This is a genomic window from Bradyrhizobium sp. CSA112, assembly GCF_029051645.1.
In the GTDB taxonomy this organism is placed as follows: domain Bacteria; phylum Pseudomonadota; class Alphaproteobacteria; order Rhizobiales; family Xanthobacteraceae; genus Bradyrhizobium.
Genome location: NZ_JAACFS010000012.1, coordinates 30,430 through 50,212, shown reverse-complemented (window position 1 = coordinate 50,212; position 19,783 = coordinate 30,430). Strand labels below are relative to the sequence as shown.

The 19,783-nt window shown below is 63.0% G+C and carries 21 protein-coding genes and 1 pseudogene; 11 read left to right on the top strand and 11 right to left on the bottom strand.

Translation table 11 applies throughout. The annotated features are described in order from the left end of the window. Positions 1 to 4: 4 nt before the first annotated feature. The 6 genes from GWE18_RS20770 to GWE18_RS20745 all read left to right on the top strand — a co-directional run bounded on the left by GWE18_RS20770 (position 5) and on the right by GWE18_RS20745 (position 5,119). A complete protein-coding gene (locus tag GWE18_RS20770) occupies positions 5 to 802 on the top strand; it encodes an ABC transporter ATP-binding protein (protein ID WP_275187567.1) in 798 nt (265 codons plus the stop codon). Continuing rightward, positions 799 to 1,587, top strand: a complete 789-nt coding sequence (locus GWE18_RS20765) for an ABC transporter permease (RefSeq protein ID WP_275187566.1) — start codon at positions 799 to 801, stop codon at positions 1,585 to 1,587. Before GWE18_RS20770 ends, GWE18_RS20765 begins: the two co-directional genes overlap by 4 nt. Next, positions 1,587 to 2,576 carry a 2-hydroxyacid dehydrogenase gene (locus GWE18_RS20760; protein WP_275187565.1) on the top strand — a complete coding sequence of 330 codons (990 nt, stop codon included), beginning with the start codon at positions 1,587 to 1,589 and terminating at the stop codon, positions 2,574 to 2,576. The genes GWE18_RS20765 and GWE18_RS20760 overlap by 1 nt, the downstream gene beginning before the upstream one ends. After that, the gene (locus GWE18_RS20755) at positions 2,576 to 3,277 is read left to right on the top strand and encodes an AprI/Inh family metalloprotease inhibitor (protein WP_275187564.1); all 702 of its coding nucleotides are present in this window, start codon (positions 2,576 to 2,578) and stop codon (positions 3,275 to 3,277) included. The genes GWE18_RS20760 and GWE18_RS20755 overlap by 1 nt, the downstream gene beginning before the upstream one ends. Before the next feature lie 140 nt (positions 3,278 to 3,417). Beyond that, positions 3,418 to 3,813: a YciI family protein gene (locus tag GWE18_RS20750; protein ID WP_275187563.1), complete on the top strand. Its 396-nt coding sequence runs from the start codon at positions 3,418 to 3,420 to the stop codon at positions 3,811 to 3,813. A gap of 31 nt (positions 3,814 to 3,844) precedes the next feature. Beyond that, positions 3,845 to 5,119, top strand: coding sequence for an RNA polymerase sigma factor (locus GWE18_RS20745; protein ID WP_275187562.1), 1,275 nt, complete (start codon positions 3,845 to 3,847; stop codon positions 5,117 to 5,119). A gap of 2 nt (positions 5,120 to 5,121) precedes the next feature. Here the strand turns inward: GWE18_RS20745 and GWE18_RS20740 are convergent, their stop codons facing one another. Then, a complete protein-coding gene (locus GWE18_RS20740; protein WP_275187561.1) occupies positions 5,122 to 5,433 on the bottom strand; it encodes an antibiotic biosynthesis monooxygenase family protein in 312 nt (103 codons plus the stop codon). A gap of 362 nt (positions 5,434 to 5,795) precedes the next feature. Beyond that, a complete protein-coding gene (locus tag GWE18_RS20735) occupies positions 5,796 to 6,404 on the bottom strand; it encodes a TetR/AcrR family transcriptional regulator (RefSeq protein WP_275187560.1) in 609 nt (202 codons plus the stop codon). Positions 6,405 to 6,554: 150 nt separating this feature from the next. Here GWE18_RS20735 and GWE18_RS20730 point away from each other — a divergent pair, with 150 nt between their 5' ends. After that, positions 6,555 to 7,010, top strand: a complete 456-nt coding sequence (locus tag GWE18_RS20730) for an ester cyclase (protein ID WP_275187559.1) — start codon at positions 6,555 to 6,557, stop codon at positions 7,008 to 7,010. A 28-nt stretch (positions 7,011 to 7,038) separates the two neighbouring features. Next, entirely contained in the window at positions 7,039 to 7,533 is a 495-nt protein-coding gene (locus GWE18_RS20725; protein WP_275187558.1) for a DUF3237 domain-containing protein, read from the top strand. 65 nt (positions 7,534 to 7,598) lie between these two features. On the opposite strand, the gene GWE18_RS20720 is transcribed toward GWE18_RS20725, so the two are convergent. From GWE18_RS20720 to GWE18_RS20690, 7 genes and pseudogenes are all read right to left on the bottom strand, one after another. Further along, positions 7,599 to 8,042 (bottom strand): hypothetical protein, encoded by a 444-nt coding sequence (locus tag GWE18_RS20720; protein WP_275187557.1) that lies wholly within the window; start codon positions 8,040 to 8,042, stop codon positions 7,599 to 7,601. Positions 8,043 to 8,257: 215 nt separating this feature from the next. After that, positions 8,258 to 8,460 (bottom strand): annotated as a pseudogene (locus tag GWE18_RS20715) (JAB domain-containing protein); the annotation flags it as partial. Positions 8,461 to 8,601: 141 nt separating this feature from the next. Continuing rightward, positions 8,602 to 8,769 (bottom strand): hypothetical protein, encoded by a 168-nt coding sequence (locus GWE18_RS20710; RefSeq protein ID WP_275187556.1) that lies wholly within the window; start codon positions 8,767 to 8,769, stop codon positions 8,602 to 8,604. A gap of 247 nt (positions 8,770 to 9,016) precedes the next feature. Continuing rightward, complete coding sequence (locus GWE18_RS20705) at positions 9,017 to 9,700, bottom strand: DUF6064 family protein (RefSeq protein ID WP_275187682.1); 684 nt, start codon at positions 9,698 to 9,700, stop codon at positions 9,017 to 9,019. Beyond that, on the bottom strand, positions 9,700 to 10,617 hold the full coding sequence (locus tag GWE18_RS20700) for an aldo/keto reductase (RefSeq protein WP_275187555.1): 918 nt from the start codon (positions 10,615 to 10,617) through the stop codon (positions 9,700 to 9,702). The genes GWE18_RS20705 and GWE18_RS20700 overlap by 1 nt, the downstream gene beginning before the upstream one ends. Positions 10,618 to 10,946: 329 nt before the next feature. Next, entirely contained in the window at positions 10,947 to 11,135 is a 189-nt protein-coding gene (locus GWE18_RS20695; RefSeq protein ID WP_275187554.1) for a hypothetical protein, read from the bottom strand. A 149-nt stretch (positions 11,136 to 11,284) separates the two neighbouring features. Further along, positions 11,285 to 12,454, bottom strand: coding sequence for a saccharopine dehydrogenase NADP-binding domain-containing protein (locus GWE18_RS20690; RefSeq protein ID WP_275187553.1), 1,170 nt, complete (start codon positions 12,452 to 12,454; stop codon positions 11,285 to 11,287). An 813-nt stretch (positions 12,455 to 13,267) separates the two neighbouring features. Here GWE18_RS20690 and GWE18_RS20685 point away from each other — a divergent pair. After that, positions 13,268 to 14,503, top strand: a complete 1,236-nt coding sequence (locus GWE18_RS20685; RefSeq protein WP_275187552.1) for a peptidoglycan-binding protein — start codon at positions 13,268 to 13,270, stop codon at positions 14,501 to 14,503. Between the two features lie 866 nt (positions 14,504 to 15,369). On the opposite strand, the gene GWE18_RS20680 is transcribed toward GWE18_RS20685, so the two are convergent. Then, on the bottom strand, positions 15,370 to 16,380 hold the full coding sequence (locus GWE18_RS20680; RefSeq protein WP_275187551.1) for an AraC family transcriptional regulator: 1,011 nt from the start codon (positions 16,378 to 16,380) through the stop codon (positions 15,370 to 15,372). Between the two features lie 342 nt (positions 16,381 to 16,722). Here GWE18_RS20680 and GWE18_RS20675 point away from each other — a divergent pair, with 342 nt between their 5' ends. Together GWE18_RS20675 and GWE18_RS20670 are read left to right on the top strand one after the other, a co-directional pair. Further along, on the top strand, positions 16,723 to 17,568 hold the full coding sequence (locus GWE18_RS20675) for an MBL fold metallo-hydrolase (protein ID WP_275187550.1): 846 nt from the start codon (positions 16,723 to 16,725) through the stop codon (positions 17,566 to 17,568). Positions 17,569 to 17,619: 51 nt separating this feature from the next. Continuing rightward, complete coding sequence (locus GWE18_RS20670; protein WP_275187549.1) at positions 17,620 to 18,288, top strand: DUF1326 domain-containing protein; 669 nt, start codon at positions 17,620 to 17,622, stop codon at positions 18,286 to 18,288. Between the two features lie 38 nt (positions 18,289 to 18,326). Here GWE18_RS20670 and GWE18_RS20665 read toward each other — a convergent pair whose 3' ends face one another. Continuing rightward, a complete protein-coding gene (locus tag GWE18_RS20665; RefSeq protein WP_275187681.1) occupies positions 18,327 to 19,781 on the bottom strand; it encodes a GntP family permease in 1,455 nt (484 codons plus the stop codon). Between the last annotated feature and the right edge of the window lie 2 nt (positions 19,782 to 19,783).

Below are 19,783 nucleotides of genomic sequence, written 5' to 3'. Positions count from 1 at the left end.
CGCTTTGTCTGAGACGGATATCGATACGGCGGGCCTTGCGGTGCGTCTGCGGACCGTTGTCAAGACCTATGAGAACGGCGTGACTGCGCTCGGGCCGCTCGATCTCGATGTCGCAAAAGGCGAATTCGTCTCGTTGCTCGGGCCTTCCGGCTGCGGAAAATCGACCGCGCTCCGGTTGATCGCAGGGCTCGGCGCGCCGAGTGTGGGCACCGTGAGCGTTTCCCATCGCGCCAACAGGGCGGATGGGCGGCATCCCATCGGTTTTGTATTTCAGGAGCCGACCCTGATGCCGTGGGCGAGCGCGCGCGAGAATGTGCGCCTGCCGCTGAAGCTAGCGCACGCGACGGCGGCCGAAGCGAACAGGCGCATCGAGGAGGCGCTGGCGCAGGTCGGGCTTTCCGAATTTGCCGATGCATATCCCCGTGAATTGTCCGGCGGCATGAAGATGCGTGTTTCGCTGGCGCGCGCGCTGGTCACCGACCCGGATATTCTCTTGCTGGACGAGCCGTTCGCCGCGCTCGACGAGATCACGCGCTTTCGGCTCAACGACGATCTGCTTGATCTGTGGCGCAAGCTGCACAAGACCGTCATCTTTGTCACCCATTCGGTATTCGAGTCGGTCTACCTGTCGCAACGGGTGATCGTGATGACGGCGCGGCCGGGCCGTCTCGCCAGCGAGTTTCGCATCGCCACAGCGGAGCCGCGCGGGGAGGAGTTTCGCACCTCGGCGGAGTATGCCGGCTATTGCCGCGCGGTCTCCAGCGCCCTGTCGCCGTCCGATTCCGGGCAGCGCAGCGCATGAATTCCTTGCAGAATATCGGCCGGATGCTGCTTCCCGTTGCCGTGCTGGCAGCGGGCCTGGGCTTCTGGGAACTCGTGGTGCGCGTCAACGACATCCAGCCCTACGTGCTGCCAAGCCCTTATGTCGTGTTTCAGACGCTCGTCGGTGACTGGCCGGTGCTGTCGGAATCGCTCGGCGTCACCCTGCTGACCACGCTGGAAGGCTTCATCGCGGCGGCGGTCGGCGGTGTCGCGCTGGGGCTGCTGTTCAATCAGTCCAAATGGCTGGAATATTCGCTGTTTCCCTATGCGGTGATCCTGCAGGTCACGCCGGTGATCGCAATTGCGCCGTTATTGCTGATCTATCTGCCGCAGCAGACTGCGGTCATCGTTTGCGCCTGGATCGTCGGTTTCTTTCCGGTCCTGTCCAACACCACGCTCGGGCTGAATTCGGTGGACCGCAATCTGGCCGGGCTGTTTCAGCTCTATGGCGCGTCACGGCTTCAGACGTTGCGATACCTGAAATTGCCGGCGGCGCTGCCGTATATTCTCGGCGGCCTGCGGATCGCGGGCGGCCTGTCGTTGATCGGCGCCGTGGTCGCCGAAATCGCGGCGGGCACCGCGGGCGCCGGCTCCGGCCTTGCCTTCCGGATCGCCGAGTCCGGCTATCGCCTGAACATTCCCCGAATGTTCGCGGCGCTGTTGTTGCTGTCGGTGGCCGGGATTGTCATCTATGGGTTGCTGGCGCTAGTTTCGCATCTGGTACTACGGCGCTGGCATGAGAGCGCGCTTGGAAAGGAAAATTGATGGCTGCCGCGAATACTTCGTCCGAAAAGATCGATGTCCTGATCTACGGGCCAATCAGGCCGATTCTGGAAAACGGTTTTTCGGACCAGTTCGTCCTGCATATGGCGGAGAGCCGCGCCGATCTCGAGCGATTGACGCCCGAAACGATAGCGAAGATCCGCGGCATGGCCGTGACCTATCACATGGTGCCGGCCGATGCGAAGGCGCTGTCGCAATTTCCGAAGCTCGAAATCATCGCAAGCTTCGGCGTCGGCTACGACCACGTCGATTCATCTTACGCGCGCGAGCACGACATCGTCGTCACCAACACGCCTGACGTGCTGACGGAAGAAGTCGCCGACGTCGCGATGGGCCTCCTGATTGCGACCTTGCGCGAATTCGTCAAGGCCGACCGCTATCTGCGCTCCGGCCTGTGGCAGACGCAGAACTATCCCTTGAGCGCCGGCTCGCTGCGCGACCGCCAGATCGGTATCGTCGGCATGGGCCGCATCGGCCAGGCGATCGGACGCCGGCTTGAAGCGTCGCGCGTGCCGGTTTCCTATCACTCGCGAAGGCCCTCCTCGGCCGTCTCCTACAAGCACTATCCCGACCTGATGGAAATGGCGAAGGCGGTCGACACGCTGATCGTGATCGTACCCGGCGGCGCCTCCACCGCAAAGATGATCAATGCCGACGTGCTGAAGGCGCTCGGGCCGCGCGGCGTGCTTATCAACGTCGCGCGCGGCTCCGTCGTCGACGAACCGGCGCTGGTTGCGGCGCTGAAATCCGGCACCATTCTCGCCGCCGGCCTTGACGTCTTCGCCAACGAGCCGAACGTGCCGGACGAGCTGAAGGCCATGCAAAATGTCGTGCTGTTGCCACATATCGGCTCAGCTTCCGTGGTAACGCGCAACGCCATGGATCAGCTTGTCGTCGACAATCTGAAAAACTGGTTTGCCGGCAAGGCGCCCTTGACGCCCGTTCCGGAAACCCCGGTGAAGGGACGCTGATGTTACTTGGGCGTTCAGGCATTAGGGCAGCAGCGCTGACGGCGCTGCTCGCGCTTGCACCGCAAGTCGCGGCGCAGGATGCCTCGACCCTGAAGAAGGAAATGATCGGGCAGTGGGAGCTTGCGACCACCGAACGCAGCAAGACGTGCGTCATCACGATGAAGGGCGATGCGACGCCGCAGGGGCTCAAGCTAGAGCTTGAGCCCGGTTGCGCCAAGGCGTTGCCGTTCACCAAGGACATCACGGCCTGGAATATCAAGGGGCTGGACATCGTACGGCTGCAGGATGCGGCGGGCCAACCGGTGATCGATTTCACTGAAGTTGAAAGCGGCATCTTCGAAGGCCTGCGGACCGGCGAGGGTGTCTACATCCTGCAGAACCTTGCCGCCGCCCGTTCGCTCGCCAAATCGATGGACCAGATGATTGGCGACTGGTCGATGGTCCGCGGCAACGGCCAGACGGTCTGCGGCCTGACGCTGACCAACACCGAAGCGACCGGCGATAATTTCCAGGTATTCCTGAAGCCGAAATGCGATCCGGCGGTTGTGGCATTTGCGCCAAACCAGTGGCGGCTGGAGCGCGGACAGATGATCCTGATGTCGGCCAAGGGCGACACCTGGCAGTTCGAGGCCGACGACAATGCGCAGTGGCGGCGGGTGCCTGATACCGCCGACCCCCTGATCATGATCCGCGGACAATAGTCTGGAGCAGGACAGCCGGTCTGTCTCGCCCGAAATATTTCCAAAGCGCATGTCGATCCGGCCGCGGCCGGATCGTCGTTCCTTATAGCGAGACGGAATGGCCGGCCTGATGCCGCCAACTCGCAGCACAGGAGTTGTTCATGCGCTTCATGTCCATCGTCACTTCCCCGCAGCCGATGAAGGCCCCGACGCCCGCCTTGATGGAGGCGATGGGCAAGCTTGCCGAACGCGAGATCAAGGCCGGCCGGATGGTCGACATGGGCGGGCTGACCCCGCTGCAGCAGGGGGCACGGGTCTCGATCGAAGGCGGCAAGCTGAGGGTCACCGACGGCCCGTTCGTGGAGGCCAAGGAAGTGGTCGGCGGCTACGCCATATTCGAGTTCCGCGACAAGGCGGAAGCGCTCGCCATGGCCAAGGAGTTCATGCAGCTTCATCTCGACCACATGCCCGGCTGGGAAGGCACCTGCGAGCTGCGCGCCATGGCCGGCCACGGCCTGGAAACGACCTGCGACGTCGAATCCGCCGCGCACGCCTGATGGCGCGGCATAGCCGATCTGGTCGGCGGCGATGACGGCCGCCGACGTTAATCGCACCATCCTGGCGGTCTGGCGCATCGAGCAGCCGCGCCTGATCACCGGGCTGTCGCGGATGTTGCGCGACGTGACGCTGGCCGAAGACCTGACGCAGGAAGCCCTGGTGGCGGCGCTCGAACATTTGCCCGCCACCGGCGTGCCGGAAAGGCCCGGCGCGTGGTTGATGGCAACCGCCAAGCGCCGTGCGCTCGATGACATGCGCCGCCGCAGCATGCTCGCGCGCAAGCACGAGATGTTGATGCGCGATCTGGAGCAGGAGCAGCAGGCGATGCCCGATCCAGACGCTGGCCTGGACGACGATATCGGTGACGAGTTGCTGCGGCTGATCTTTACAGCTTGCCATCCGAAATTGTCGCGCGAGGCCCGCGCGGCGTTGGCGCTGAAGATGATCTGCGGCCTGACGACGGAAGAGATCGCGCGCGCCTTCCTGCAGCCGGAAGCGACCATCGCCCAGCGCATCGTGCGCGCGAAGCGGACGCTGTCGGAATCCGGGCTCGCCTATGAAACCCCGCGCGGCGCGGAGCTTTCGGAACGGCTGGCCTCGGTGCTGGAGGTCGTCTACCTCATCTTCAATGAAGGCTACACGGCCGCTCGCGGCGACGAATGGCTGCGGCCGCAGCTCTGCAACGATGCGCTGCGCATGGGCCGCGTGCTGACGCTGGTCGCGCCGCAGGAACCCGAAGCGCACGGCCTGCTCGCGTTGATGGAATTGAACGCATCGCGCACCGCAGCGCGCACGGATGCGGCCGGCGATCCGATTCTATTGATGGACCAGAACCGGGCGCGGTGGGACCGGCTTCAGATCCGCCGCGGGCTGTCGGCGCTGGCGCGAGCCTACGAACTCGGCGGCGGACCCGGATTCTACGCGCTGCAGGCGGCAATCGTCGCCTGTCACGCCAGAGCCGCCACACCTGATGAAACGGACTGGCCGCGCATCGCAAATCTCTATGCCGAACTCCTGGGCCTGGTGCGCTCGCCGATCATCGAGCTCAACCGCGCGGTGGCGATCGGCATGGCCGAGGGGCCGGCGGCCGCACTCGCGATCGTGGACGGATTGGCAGGCGAGCCTGCGCTGAAAACCTATCACCTCTTGCCAAGTGTCCGCGGCGATCTGCTTTACAAGCTCGGCCGCTTCGCGGAAGCCCGCAGCGCATTCGAGCTTGCGTCAACGCTTGCGACCAACACGCGCGAACGCGAATTGTTGAAGCGGCGCGCCACCGAGGCCGGCGGTGACGCGCCGCAGCTTTGATTTCAGATGAAACGGAACTGTGACCGTTCGCGCCTGGCGAGTTTCGGAATCGCCTGCCCGAGGATGATGTTCTTGAAGTGGTCGGTCTGCTGATGCTCGGCGACGGCCGCTTCGCCCGCGAAAACCTCGTAGAAGAAGAATTCCCGCGGCTTTGCGACGTTCTGGTGAATCTGGAACGCCTTGACGCCAGGCTCGCGCTGCGCCTGCGGCAGAAAATCCTTCAGAAGCTCCGCGACGGTACCTTCTTCGCCCGAATTGACTTCCCAAAAAGCCGTGACGACGAGGTTCTGGTTTGCGTTGTCTGTGGCAGCCATGGTGTTCTCCTGTGAAACATCCAGCACGCGCTCGGTCTCGAGCTCGCGAGGCAATAGCCGATTTCGTGACAAGAATGCTTCGACACAAGTCGAACCGTGATGTCATGGCAAGGCTGGAACTTGTCTGACGATGCGCGCGTTTCTTTGAGCCAAATCATTTTGCCTGGGAGCAAGCAAAGCATTATGACTGCGTGGTGATCGGCGCATGGCTGCGCGAGCCGCGGGAGCGGCTGCAGCTATTTGAGCGGATCATCAATCTGGTTCACCTCGGCGCGCCGCAAACCCGCATTTGCTTCAACACCACGCCGGCCGACACCGCGGAGGCGGTACGGCGATGGGTCGAGCCGGGAGTGCGTCCGCGCTCAGGCCGTGCGGAAGGCGCCGAGCAGGCTGCCGACGATCTTTTGTCCGCGGGTGCGGAGCTTTTTCGGATTCTCCGCCCCGGGCAGCAGCAGCGCGACCTCGCAGATCATCGCATCGACCATCCGGCTCAAGAGCTCGATGTCCTCGAAGTCGAGCTCGCCCTGGCGCTTCAGCGCCGCCAGCGTCGCGGTGAGCAGGGCCATCGGGTGGGCTTCCTCGATCTCCCGGTAGCGCGCATTGCCGAGCACCGCCGGCGCTTCCTGGATCACGATGCGCGCATAGGCTGGTTCGAGGCAGACGTCGAGATAGGCATCGATGCCTTCGGTCAGGCGATCCCACACCTTGCGCTGCGTCTTGGCTCTCGCTTCGATCTTTGCGGCGGCATCGATCTGCAAGGCGACGACCACGGCGTCGAACAGCGCCTTCTTGTCCTCGAAGTGGTGATAGAAGGCGCCCCGTGTCACCCGCGCGGCGCGCGAGATCGCCTCGATCCCCGCCGCTTGATAGCCCTCGCTCGCAAAAGCGTCCCGGCCGGCCGCCAGCAACGCCTGCCTCGTGGCCTCGGTGTATTCCTCGCGGCGGGTTCGTTCGCGGCCGTTTTCCTGCATGCCCCGACATACCACTTGACGCTTATGATCCTATCAACATATAACATACAGTCGGTATGTAAAAAACAGATGGTACGAATTTGGTATAGCCACTTTTGCTTTGGCGGAAGGGCCCCTTGGGAAGGAGGGAATTACATGAACAGCGACCGGATGTTCGAGCTGGCGCAGGCATTGGCGGCGGCAAAAAGCCGGCAGGATGTGCCGGCGGCGTTAGCCGTTCTGCATCACGACATGTTGCTGGAAACCCCGGCCTTCGGCACCAGCGCCCGCGGACTTGCCGAGAACGAGAAGGTGCTGAGCCGCTTCTTCGTCTCGTTTCCCGATTACAACGTCGTGCTCGAAGGCCACGCCGCCAACGACGATACGCTCGTCTGCTGGGGTCATGTACGGATGACCATGACCGGCGATCGCTTTGGCGTGGTACCGAACGGCCGGCGCGCCGAACTTCCCGTATTCATCCAGTTCGCCTTCAAGGACGACCGGATCGCCCGCGAGCGCTTTTTCTTCGACCTGTCGGAGCTGTGCGCGCAGTCCGGCGTCTCGACAGATACGGTTCGGCGCAAGACCTTCGCCGATGCGGCCGCCCGGCAGCAGGCCGCCGAATGACATCCCCCCAGCAGAGCAGGCTTCAAACATGACACGAGATGCGCGCGTCAAACCGGTCGCCGCGATCAGCATGGCGCCATTGTTCGACATCGTCGTCGATCTCAATCCGAAACTGGACATCGGCGACGGCCCGCTCGGCCGCCGCATCCTGTTCGGTGCGGCGGGCGGGAGCTTCGAAGGCCCCAGGCTGCGCGGCGAGGTGGTGCCCGGCGGCGGCGACTGGGCGCTGTTTCGCGCCGACGGTGCCATGTCGCTGGATGTCCGCCTGACGCTTCGCATGCATGACGGTGCGCTGGTGCAGATGAGTTATGGCGGCCGCTGGATCACGCCGCCCGAACTGCGGGCGGAGATGGCCGATCCAGCGAAGCGATATCAGGTCGATCCGTCGCGGTATTATTTCCGTACCAATCCGCTGTTCGAGACCGGGGCGGAGCCATACGCCTGGATGAACGACATCGTCTGCGTCGGATCGGGATATCTGGTGGAAGGCGGCATCGCCTACAATATTTCCCAGATCATCTGATGGATATGCTGTTGGAGATAGTGCGAGCTAGCCGCCAACGTGCGCAGCGATAGCGCGGCAAGCGATCAATTGGGATTGGCGCGAAGGCCCCAAAGGATCAACCCGAACGCAACGATGCCGGTTGGCGCGGCCGGATACATCAGTGCCTGGATCATCGCTTCCTGAAGGTCGCTCCCACGCACCCCCTGGGCTGCGATGGGAATGATCGAGCCGCCGGCTCCCAAAAATGCCGCGACAACAAATCCGGCAATCGTCGCCAGCGCTGAATAGATCAGGAGCCAGAACGCTACTCTTGATGCCGTGGTGCCAAGCTTGAGCATCGGCCACATCAGTCCCATTGTCAGGAACAAGACTCCGGTAAAACCGGATAGCGTGTGGACTGAGCGGCCGAGATTGGGGGCCGCAAGCGCAGGAATAATGAAGCCCTCAAATGACGTGAAGAGAAACAGCACAACGCCGAGTTGAAGAAGATAACGCCCTTGGCGTGACAACATTTCCGATGCGTTCATACCCTTACTCCAGGTATTGGCCTGCAGAAGCGAGGCAAGCCCCGCAAACAATCAGTCGCCGCAAGGAACAGTGGGTGATAGCGGCTTCCGCATTCCGGAGCGAGTGAACTGCCTGTGCGCCGACAGCCGCCTGTCGCAGTCTGTGAACTGTCGGCATCCTCGCCGTTAGGTTCCCCGGACCTTCCAGCCGTCAGGAAGGTTCCGTGACACAAGCCTCAAACCAATCGTCGGAGACGGCCGCTGGTTCCGCAAGGAAGCCGGCGTGCTGACCATGACATCAGGCTCGCATGCCCGGTCCTGCCGATGATGATGCGGTCGTGCACAGCAATGCCGCGCGGGATGGTGATCTGGACGATCGCTTGGTCATCTGGATATCGGCCTGCGATTTCGTGGGATCGCCGGAGGGATGGTTGCCTATTTGGGACATCCACTCCATTTGGCCCGGTGCTGAGTTGTTTCAACGGCTTTGTGCCGTCGCACCCGCCAAATAACAATCAATAACAATAATGAGCTAAAGCACGATGGCGGTTCGACCGCGCCATCGCGCTTTAGTCGCAAATCAATCGAACAGCACCTTGGTTCGCGCCTCGTTGCGGGCCAAGCTGTTGATTTCAGCAAGCGCCATCGCGCCCCTCAGTTCCTCGAGCCGGTCCAGAAATTTGTCGATCAGGTGCTCCGGGCTCATCGAAAGAGCCACGACCCTCATGCGCTCTGCTAGCTGATTCATTATCGATCCCCTCTCATTCCAGAATGAGCTACCCCCTCTCATCCGATGAACCACTCTCTCACGCGTTCGCCAAAGCGCGAAGCGGAGAGTTAATAAATGGTAAATGCAGGCGATGACTGGATCAGCCGCATCCCCATGGAGCGGCGACGCGCTGCCTGCCGATACGCTCGCTTTGATTGATCGCGTTCGTGGCGCGGCTTGTTGAGGATGGATATTGGAGGCGATCCGCGTATCCGGCTGCCCGCATTCACGCGGGCGAAGACGATCTGCGCTGGCGGATGATCGTCCAGATCCAGCCCGCGGCGGCGAGCGCCAGGGCGGCATAAGGGGCCCAGGCTTGTGGCTCTCCCATCGTCCTGAGGGTTATGCCGCTCAGGAGGCACCAGAGAACGGGGATTGGCAGCAGCACTGGCAAGAGCCTGCCGCGAGCGAGGAGCAGAACGCCTGTTGTCGCGATCGCCGTCGGATCCGGCGCGATGCCAAAGACTTCGGACGAGGCCCAGCCGCGTCCCTGCAGCGGCGCAAGCAAGGGCTGTCCGACCAGTGCGAAGGCAAGGATGAGATATCCTATCCAACCGGCAGGCCCGCGCCGGTCGAAGGCAAGACCATTGAGCGAGGATGCGACGAGGAGCAACACGCCTTCAACGACGAAAGCCGGCGCGACATAGGCGGCAGCCCAGTTGATGGTCGCGTAGCGCTGCCACAGGAAGGACCACCCGACGAAGATCCAAAGGATCGCGAGGATGAGCGTGAGCCAGCGTGCCCAGGTTCCCGGCCGCCACGCGATGAGCAGGATGATGGTGAGGCCGGCGGCGAGCGTCAGTACGTGCAGCGGCCAGAGCGCCGCATTGTGCGATTCGAACATGCGCCAGTAGACGCGCGGCGAAAACAGCAGGAAATCCCCTGCCCGGTAGGTCCACCACTCCGACATCAAAGAGCCTTCACATGGGCCGAGATGCGCTCCCGCATGGCCGGATCAGGCATGGGGCCGGCGGCGGCCGAGAGGTTTTCACGCACGTGGTCGACGCGGGTGGTCGCCGGGATTGCGACGGTGACGGCCGGGTGAGAGAGGATGAACTTCAGCATGAGTTGCGCCCAACTCGACACGCCGAGTTCGGCCGCCCATTCGGGCAGCGACTTACCCTGAAGCCGTTGGGTCAGCGCGCCCTGCCGGAACGGCCGGTTGACGATCACGGCGATGCCGCGCTCCGACGCCAGCGGCAGCAGCCGCGCCTCCGCCTCGCGGTCGGCGACGTTGTAGGAAAGCTGCACGAAATCGATAGGCTCGTTCCGCATGATCTGTTCGACGAGATCGTGCCGGCGGCCTTCGGATGTGGTGATGCCAACGTAACGCACCGTGCCGGTCGCCTTCATCTGGAACAGCGTCTGCAGATGCGCTTTCCAGGCGAGAAGGTTGTGAACCTGAACGAGGTCGAATTTCGGCACACCCCAGAAGCGACGCGATTGCTCGATCTGGGGCGGGCCTGCCGCGCCTGAGGACGTCCAGACCTTTTCGGCCGAGAATAGCGCGGAGGGGCGCCCGAGCTTCTGAAGGCCGTAGCCTATCACGGGCTGCGACGAGCCATACATGGGCGAGGAGTCGATCATGCGGCCGCCGCTCTCGAAGAAGGCGGCCATGACACGAGCGCATTCGTCCCTGAGCGCCGGATCATTGCCGACGTTGAAGGTGATCCAGGTCCCTAATCCGACGATCGGTATCTCCTCGCGGGTCGAGGGTATCGGACGGCGGGCGGGTGCGTCTGCCTGAGCATGCAGTGCGCTCGGCAAGAGCGCAGTTGCGGCTGTTGCCGTGGAGGCTTGCAGGAACGTTCGGCGTGTGGTCCGCATCCGATGCTCCATCATCGCGGCGAGCGAAACTCCCGCGCAAAAGGCGCAGAAACACCGCCGCCAGCTCTGCAATACAAAATTGCAGATTAAGGCATTGGATCAAATATGTAGTCGCGTCCCGAGCTCAATCTACGATGCACCGCTGATATCGCCAGGTGAAATTCGGTCCTCTCAAACTTGCGTGACCGCTCCTGCCGACGATGATATTGACCGGGCGCTGCGATGAGCCGGCGTCGATGTGGTTGATCGAACGGCATCCGACCCTCAACGCAACCAATCATCGAGCCGCACTGCGATCAGGGCTGGCGAGCTGTTGCGAGCCCTCGCGCTTATTCGTCTTCGTCGGGGTCTCTGACGACCGGAGGCTCCTCGTCGTCCGGTTCGGTGTCGTTGTCTTCGTCCTCATCATCATCATCATCATCGTCGTCATCGTTGGGGACACGCGGCGGCAGCGCGCCCATGATGGTGACGAGTCTCCACTCGGCCGCGGAATAGTTCTCAGGGATACGCTGGGTCATGGTCGGCTCCTTTGCTGGATTTCGCGACAATCATGTTATGGCCGCAAGCGGCCATTGAACCGGATTTGAGGGGGCGCACTCGCCAAGCGGCGCTTTCGTTGCCTACGATTCACGTAATCCAGAACGCCGCAGCATTTCTGAGCGTTCCCTCAATGCGCGCTGAAGGTGAGACCGGCGCGCTCCTCCAGACGCTTGCGCAACGCCGGACCCATCAGCGCCCCCGGCGTCCAGGCGCCGCCCTCGCCCTGCACGTCGCGCACGAGGCAGAGAGCGCTCTCGGCGATCATCTTGCTGGTCGAGCCGTAGCCCGGATCGCGGTCGCCCGTGACTACCGCCTCGACCCGTCCGCCATCCGGCAACTCGCCCCGGAAGAGGATGTCGTAGAAGCCCTTCTCGCGCTCTTCCCGAGAAGGACCTCCGCCGGGTTTGAGACCGCCAGTCCTGAACAAGGAAACCATCGTGGCGAGCGTCTCCGTCGCTACGCCGGCGATTTCCCCAAAACCCGGCGCGACCATCATCTCGTCGTAAACGAAGTCCGCGCCGTAGGGATGACCCAACAGGAAATTCGTGCGGTGCACGTTCTTGGTGTTGATCGGCGCCATTGGGAAAGGCACGAGCCATACATTCAGGCTCGGGTCGTATTCGGGGACAAGGCCCGACGGCTGAGATGGCCCGGTGAATCCCGGGGTCAGCGCGAAGGGATCGCTCAGCAGCCGGATCAGGGCGGGGTCACGCGCGGCGGCGGCCAACGTCGCCTGAGCGCTCGCCGCGGTGCCGCCTGACATGCCGCCTTTCACCTTGCGCAGGCGGGCTTTGACCCGCCGCGCCGGGCGTCCGAACTTCTCGCGCGCCTTCTCCTGCAACGTGAACACGCCGAGATCGAACGGGATGGAATCGAAGCCGCAGGAGAAGACGATGCGCGCGCCGGTCCGTTTCGCCTCTTCGTGATGGGCGTCGATCATGCGCCGCATCCAGGCCGGCTCGCCGCACAGATCGACATAGCCGGTGCCCGTCGCCGCGCAGGCCGCCACAAGCTCGGGACCGTGGAGCTGATAGGGCCCGACCGTCGTGATAATCACGGCCGCACGTTCGCACATCGAACGCAGGCTGGCCGGCTCGGCGGCATCCGCCTTCACCAAAGGCAAATTGTCTGGTGCGCCGATATCGGCACGCACCTTCTGGAGCTTGTCGGTCGAGCGTCCAGCGATCGCCCAGGACGGAGCATCATCGCCGCGATAGAATGTCGCCAGATATTCGGCGATCAGACGGCCGGTGTAACCCGTCGCGCCATAGACGATGAGGTCGAAGTCCCGCTTCACGACGTTGATCCTCCTCGAGATCCGGAAGAGCTGTCTTCAGACCGTGTCGCAGGACACGGGGACACTCAGCACGAGCAGCAAGCGCCATTTGAGGAGCGGCCGCTTCGTTGAACCGTCCCATCGCGTTTGACAGAGGGTACCACAGTTCCTGCCTTGGGGGCGCAACGTCCGGTCAGGATCATTCGCGTCGGTTTGACCGGAGCCAGTTTCGCACCGGAACCCATTTGTCCCGCTGACGCAACAGTCCTGAACGGGGAACGAATGGCATCGGGGCTTCGTTTTCCCAGCAGATCGGAAACTCGGACGAGCGCTCGTTTGCAGCAGGTCCATCACTCATAACGGAGCCTTGAACTGCGCAGTTCGAAAGTACCGCGTCGAAAAAATGCTGCGAGGAAAACGGAGGAGATTCACATGCACAGCATTAGAAAGAGCAGGTTCCTGCTGACCACAGCAGCGCTGCTCGCCGGCGTCAGTCTGGCGGCGGCGCAGGGCATGCGTGAGGGTGGCGGCGGTGGCGGAATGGGTGCCGGCGGAGGAGCAGGTGCCGGGGGCGGAACAAGCGCCGGTGGAGGAGCCGGTGGCGGTGCCGCCGAACAGAGGCAGTCGGGAGGTGGAATTTCGCAGGGCGCAGGCGGGGCATCCCGCAGTGAAGGGATGACGCAAGGCCGAGCAGGCGGCCGGGCGGAAAGCCCTGCTGCTGCGCCATCGCGCGCACAGCGTAGCGAAGGAATGAGAGAGGGCGGCCGCGCGATGGATAGGGGCGAGCGACAGATCGGCGCGGATCGGTCGCAGCGCGGGCAAAGGGATCAGACCGTGGGGCAAGGTCGCGGCGAGCGCGATCAACTGCGTCAGTCAGAACGAAAGGCGCAGGACCAGTCCTATGGTAAGCAAAAGGACCAGACCGTGGGGCAAGGCCGTGGCGAGCGCGACCAGACGCGTCAGTCCGAACAAAAGGCGCAGCAAAAGCAAACGCCGGCAACCGCAGAGACAACCCAGCAGCGCCGTGACCAAACCGGTGCGGCAACGGCGGGTCCGAATGCAAGGCCGGGTACGACGACGGGCACCGGCGCCAGGCCAAGTGCTCCTTCCCAAGGTCAGGCGCAGCAGGGTCAGTCCACAACGACCGGCGCCAACACCCAGGGACAGACCAGTGTGCGGGCAGAAGGCCAGGGCGCGGCTGCTCAGAGCATGTCGGGCCGCGTGTCGGTGACTTCACAACAGCAGACAACGCTGCAGCAGTCGGTGCTTGGCTCGCGCGACGTGGCGCGGGTTAACTTCAACTCCATCAACTTCCGGGTCAACACCGGCGTCGTGGTGCCACGGCATGTCTCCTTTGTGTCGGTCGCGGCATTCCCCGTATTGATCGACACGTTCCCGGCCTACCGCGACTACAGCTTCTTCGTTGTGGAGGACGAGATCGTGTTCGTGGATCGGAGCCGGAGGATCGTGGACGTTGTCCCGGCCGGACCGAGGACGCGGTTCACGGGTCGTGGCCGCATCGGCGGCGGCAGCGTCGCCGCGCTCGATCTGAGCCCCGACGAAATCCGCGTGGTGCAGCGGGTGCTCATCCAACGCGGTTTGCTGACTGGCAGAGCGGATGGCGTGTTCAGCGCCCGGACGCGCGAGGCTTTGATGGTCTTCCAGCGGCGGCAGGGCCTGCAGGCCAGCGGCACGATTGATACACGCACTGTTGCCGCGCTCGGAGTGTCCAACAAGATAAGCGCCACTCAGAACCAGTCGACGACGGCCGGCCAGCAGCCATCGGCGCGGCAGAACGTGACCGGCCAGAATACCGGTCAGGCTAATGCGCCTGCCCGGCAGAACGAGCCTACGACAACGGGTCAGGCTGGACGAAACCAGCCGGCAACTACCGGCCAGGCCGGCACGCAACGGCCTCCGGCCGGTCAGACGACTGGACAGGCCCCGGCGCGAGGCGGCAATCAGCCGAGCGCCAACCAGCCGTCGGGGCAGACCAACCAGAACAACAATGCGCCGGCACCTGCGATGAAGAACCAGTCTGATCAGGGCGGTTCAGGTCGCAAGTATTGAGATCATCTTGAGCCCCGCTTCGGCGGGGCTCTTGTTTGTTCCCGCTTTGGGCGAGACATGTCCTCGCGCGGTTACGGCTCTCGCGGTCAACTTCTGGTGTGGGTCGGTTCGGCGGACAATTCGGCGAAATCTACTTTCATTTATCCAACCGAGACCCGACACTAACTGGCCCTCGGCACGAAAGATCAATCCAATTTCTTCTTAGGACCGATGCGGATAGGCGAGGCACCGTCGCGACCGGTCGTTGCAAACCTCGGCAAGTCATCGAGCGCCTCGAACCAAGGTAGTTGTTCGTTAACGAAGACATGGCAGCTCGGCGACGCATAATTCGTATCGAGCAGCGACACCGCATATATGTGAATTTCTGCCTCTATCCGTTCATTCTCATATGTGAGGGGTGACCCACAATTCTCACAGAAACCACGCCGAACGCCTGGCGAAGAATGGAAATAGCGCGGCGCGCCCTTCGTGAACGCGAACGCGCTGCGTGGGACTGAAATCCATGTCGTTATTGGGGAAGAGGTTGCTCGTCGACAACTCTCGCAATGGCAATGCACCGTCCAGTTCGGTGCCCCGGTGTATTGGAAAACAATCGAGCCGCACAAACATTTGCCAGACACTGAGTTGGCATCCATTGCCGCACCTTGTTCCTGTAGAGGACAGTTCGATTGTGCCGATTGACCATCGTGTGTCAACGATGTCGCCTACTGTGAAGGTTTTCGGACGCCGGCGCCGGCGTACGCCGCGCTACCGTCATGGGCCGGCATCCGAAAACCTTCAAAGGAGACCTCAGCACGAAGCCAGTCGTTGCCTTGGTGGATCGACTGAACGCAGCAAACGCGATTGCCGGCCTGGAGCTTTCCAAACTACGGTTGCTTCCGAAGCTGCTGCGCTTGACCTCTCAGCGTCTCCGAAGGACTTTCCCCAAAATACGTGCGGTAGGTGATCGAGAACCGGCCCATGTGGGTGAACCCCGTGCTCATGGCAATCTCGGTGACATTCGCTTCCGGGTCGGCCCGCAGCAAGGCCTGGCGAGCTTGCCTCAAGCGGGCGTTCCGCAGGTAGCGCATCGGCGAGACGCCCTTGAAATCCCTGAAGTGCATAAAGAGTGTTCGGCCCGCGACCCCGGTCGCCGTAACGAGGTCGGCCACTGTGACTGCCTGATCGAGGTGGGCTTCGATGTAGTCGACCGCGCGCCTTACGTCACGCGGCGCAATCGGCCTATCGAGGCGTCGCAGCGCGTTGCTGTAATTGTGCGGATGCGACAGCAGCAGTGCGGTCATAATGAACTGCTCGAACTGGCTCATCGTCGTCGGGCTCCAGAGCACCGATCCCGCCTGTTCCAGGTCCGCGACGGCCATCAGCACGTAGCGTGCCAGGCTGCGGCCGTACCCCGCGGCGAGGTCGATGGTGGGCGCAAAGTCGAGGGGAGCGGTTGGTGGCTCGCCGAGCAGGGCGGCAAGCTGACCTGTAAGGCTGGATTTGGTCAAAGACAGTTGGATGCGGCTGCTATCGGCCTCCGATACCAGCCGACATTTCTCGCGCGTCGGCGAGATGATCGTGGCAAGGTTCGGATCGCAAACGACGTTGTCACGGCCAATGGTGGCTTCAAGTTGCCCGCGAAGCGGCAGGTGGATCCAGGTGTCGGTGCGGGCGGGGCTCGGAGACAGGACAACCGATGCGCCGCCGTATTGCACGTAGCCCATGTAGAAGCCCGGCGTGTAAACGCCGTTGAGGCGCGCATCGAGCTGGCGGGCCTGCCGCCCTGCGATGTCGAAGCGGTAGCCTTTCGCGCGCAGGAACGCACCGGTCTCTTCCACATTGCGGCTGTGGAAGATGGGCATCTGCTCCAGAAGCGGCGCTGTGCCAAGCTGCATGCTCGCCTCCGTGTTGATCGAGCATACCACGCATACCGAGGGCATGGGCATCGGGGGCCGGGAATGTTCCGATCATTCTTGCAGTTTTTGGATAATGATCGTTGGTTCCTGGAAGGCGATTTCCACGTTTTACGCGCTTTCCGGATAGAACCTCGCGGCATCAGGATATCCAGCAACCAAATGCGCCAGTTAAGCTTCGCGCCCAACGGGGAGGGAAGCGTCGTGACTGCAGGGCATGTTCACAGAATAGCTCGTCGCCAATTTCTGCGTGAATCGGCTGCAGCGGCTCTGGCCGCATCTGCGTGCGTGACTTCGCTGCGACCGGCAAGAGCAGCCGTCCATATGGTACCGGTCCACAAATCAGGCAGCCTCGAGACCCTGGTCGTAAGCGACGGCCATTTCTTCCTTCCAGCGGGCTTCCTCGTGACGCCGGACTCTCCGCCCGCCGAGCGCGAAGCCGCCCTGAACGCAGCCGGACAAACCGGCGAACGGCTCCAGCTCGTGAACACTGTCGCGGTGATCCGTAGCCAGTCCGATGTGGTCCTGGTCGACACGGGCACCGGCCCGCGCCACCAGCCCACGGCGGGAAAGCTTGCGGAGAACCTCGAAGCTGCCGGCATTCCACCGGCGGCCGTTACCAAGATCGTCCTGACCCACGGCCATCCCGACCACCTCTGGGGCATCCTCGACGCGGATGACAACCCGATCTATCCGAATGCGAGCTATTTCGTTTCGGCCGTCGAATGGAACCTTTGGGCCGACCCGGATGTGATGCGAAGGTTGCCGGCAGTCTTGGCAACCAGCGATCGCATCACCAATGGCGCCAAGAACCATTTCTCGCACGTCAAGGACAAGATAAGGACGGTACGGGATGGCGATGAGATTGTCAGTGGCGTGCGGGTCATCGATACGCCAGGGCATACGCAGGGCCACATCTCGGTCGAGATCGCCGGTGGGGATGGTCTCGTCATCGTTGCGGACGCGCTTACGCATGCTGTGATCTCATTCCAGCATCCGTCGTGGCCGGTGCCAGTCGACCATGAGCCTGATCGGGGCATCTCGACCCGCCTGCGCCTGCTTGATCGACTCGTCGTTGACAAGCGCCGGCTGATCGGCGCTCACCTGCCGTTCCCTGGCACCGGCTTTGTCGAGCGCAAGAATGGCGCCTATCGCTTCGTTCCGACTTGAAGCTCGCGCAAAGTCGAATTGAGCGTCATCGCTTTTGGGAGGCGCAGCAAGATGGCTGATCAATGGCTATTCAAGAGCGAGACTTACGATAACTGCAATTGCGCTATGAATTGCGGTTGCCAGTTCAACCTGCCGAGTACCCATGGCTACTGCCAGTCGGCCTTCGTCGGCACCATCGTCGAAGGCCACTTCAATGATACGCCGCTCTCGGGCCTGAACTGGGCGGGGCTGTACAAGTGGCCTGGCGAAATCAAGGACGGAAACGGCCGGCGCCAGATCGTCATCGACGAGCGTGCAGATGAAGCTCAACGGATCGCGCTTGAAACGATCATCTCGGGCGAGGCATGCAAACCATTGAGCAATCTTTTCGCCGTATTCGCGTCCACCTGCTCAGAATTTTGCGAGACGTTGTTCCTGCCGATAGATCTCGACGCGAACTTGGAACTCAGAACCGCAAGGGTAGAGATACAAGGCGTCATGCGGAGCACCGGCCGGCCGAAGATCAACGAGTTTACTGGGCAGCCATTCCACATTGCGCTGGCGCGTCCTAGTGGCAGTTTCGAGTTTACCTATGCAGAAATCGGGTTGGGTACCACGTCGGTCACAGGTGACATGGAGATGGCGTTCGAAGATTCATGGGCGCATTTTTGCGTTCACCACTTCAATCAGGATGGCTTGGTCAGGCACAGATCAAGGCTCACGGCATGGCTTGGCACATGACCCCCCGCGTTCCCGCGAATGACGTCAGCGCCGATGGCTCAGAACGATCCCGCTACCGAGCCGAGCGCGATGACGGCAGCGAGGGCGACGAGTGCGCCGACGATACTGACCATGACGATGTCGCGATAGCTCTCCCGGTGCGTCGATCCGCAGACGGCGAGCAGCGTGACGACAGCGCCGTTATGAGGCAGGCTGTCGAGCGTACCCGAACTGATCACCGCCACGCGATGCAGCAGCGCGGGATCGAGGCCGATCTCCGCCGCGCGCGCCATATACGTCCCTCCGAGTGCGTCGAGCGCAATGGTCAGCCCGCCCGATGCCGAGCCTGTGAGCGCGGCGAGCACATTGGTCGCCACCGCGAGCGAGACCAGCGGTCCGCCGCCGATACCGAGCACGGTGTCGCGCACGACATCGAAGGCGGGCATCGCCGCCACCACGGCGCCGAAACCGACCAGGCTCGCAACGCTCAGGGCCGGCAGTACGGCGGCGTTGGCGCCGGCGTCCATGGTTGCGCGCAGGGCCGGCAATCGCCGATGGCTGACGGCGAGGACCGTCACGATCGCGCAGGCGAGGGCTGTGATGACAGCCCATACGCCGCCGACGGCAGCGAGCGACGTTTCGCCCCAGCGAGCATCGGCGAGAAAGCGGGTGTCGAGCGCCGGCAGGATGAGCAGCGACATCGCGAGATTGACGAGAATCACCACAATGAGCGGCAGTCCCGCGAGTGCAACCGACGGCGGCGCGTCGGTTGCCGCACCGTATAAGATCTCCGCCGGATCGAACTCCCGCGCGGTGGTGGCGCGTTCGCGCAGCTTTTCGTCGGTGGCAAGATGGGCGGAAGGCATGGGAACGCCGTCGCCGAAGCCTTCGCCGCTCTTTCTTGAGTTGGCCTCTTCGCGGTTGAGCCACCACAGGCCGAAGCCGAGCATGATCAACGATGCCAGGATGCCAAGGCCGGGTGCGGCGAACGGCGTGGTGCCGAAGAACGGCATCGGGATCGCGTTCTGGATCGATGGCGTGCCGGGCAGCGCCGACATGGTGAAGGTGGAGGTGCCGAGCACGATCGCCGCCGGCATCAGCCGCCGCGGAATGCCGGCGTTGCGAAACAGCTCGTGCGCCATCGGTGCGAGCACGAAGAAGGCGACAAACAGGCTGACGCCGCCATATGTGACGAGCGCTCCGGCGAGCACCACGGCGAGCACGGCCCGCCGCGTGCCCAGCCGCTGCGTCATGAAGGCCGCGATCGCGGCGACCGAGCCGCTGTCCTCCATCAGTTTGCCGAACAGGGCGCCGAGCAGAAACAGCGGAAAGAACTGGGCCAGAAAGCCTGCCGCGCTGACCATGAAGGTCTGGGTCCAGTGGGCCAGCAGCGGCTCGCGGGAAAACAGTGCGGCAACCAGCGCGGCAAACGGCGCGAGCAGCAACACGCTCCAGCCCCGATAGGCGAACAAGATCAGCAGGCCGAGCCCGATCAGGATGCCGAGAAGTCCCAGCA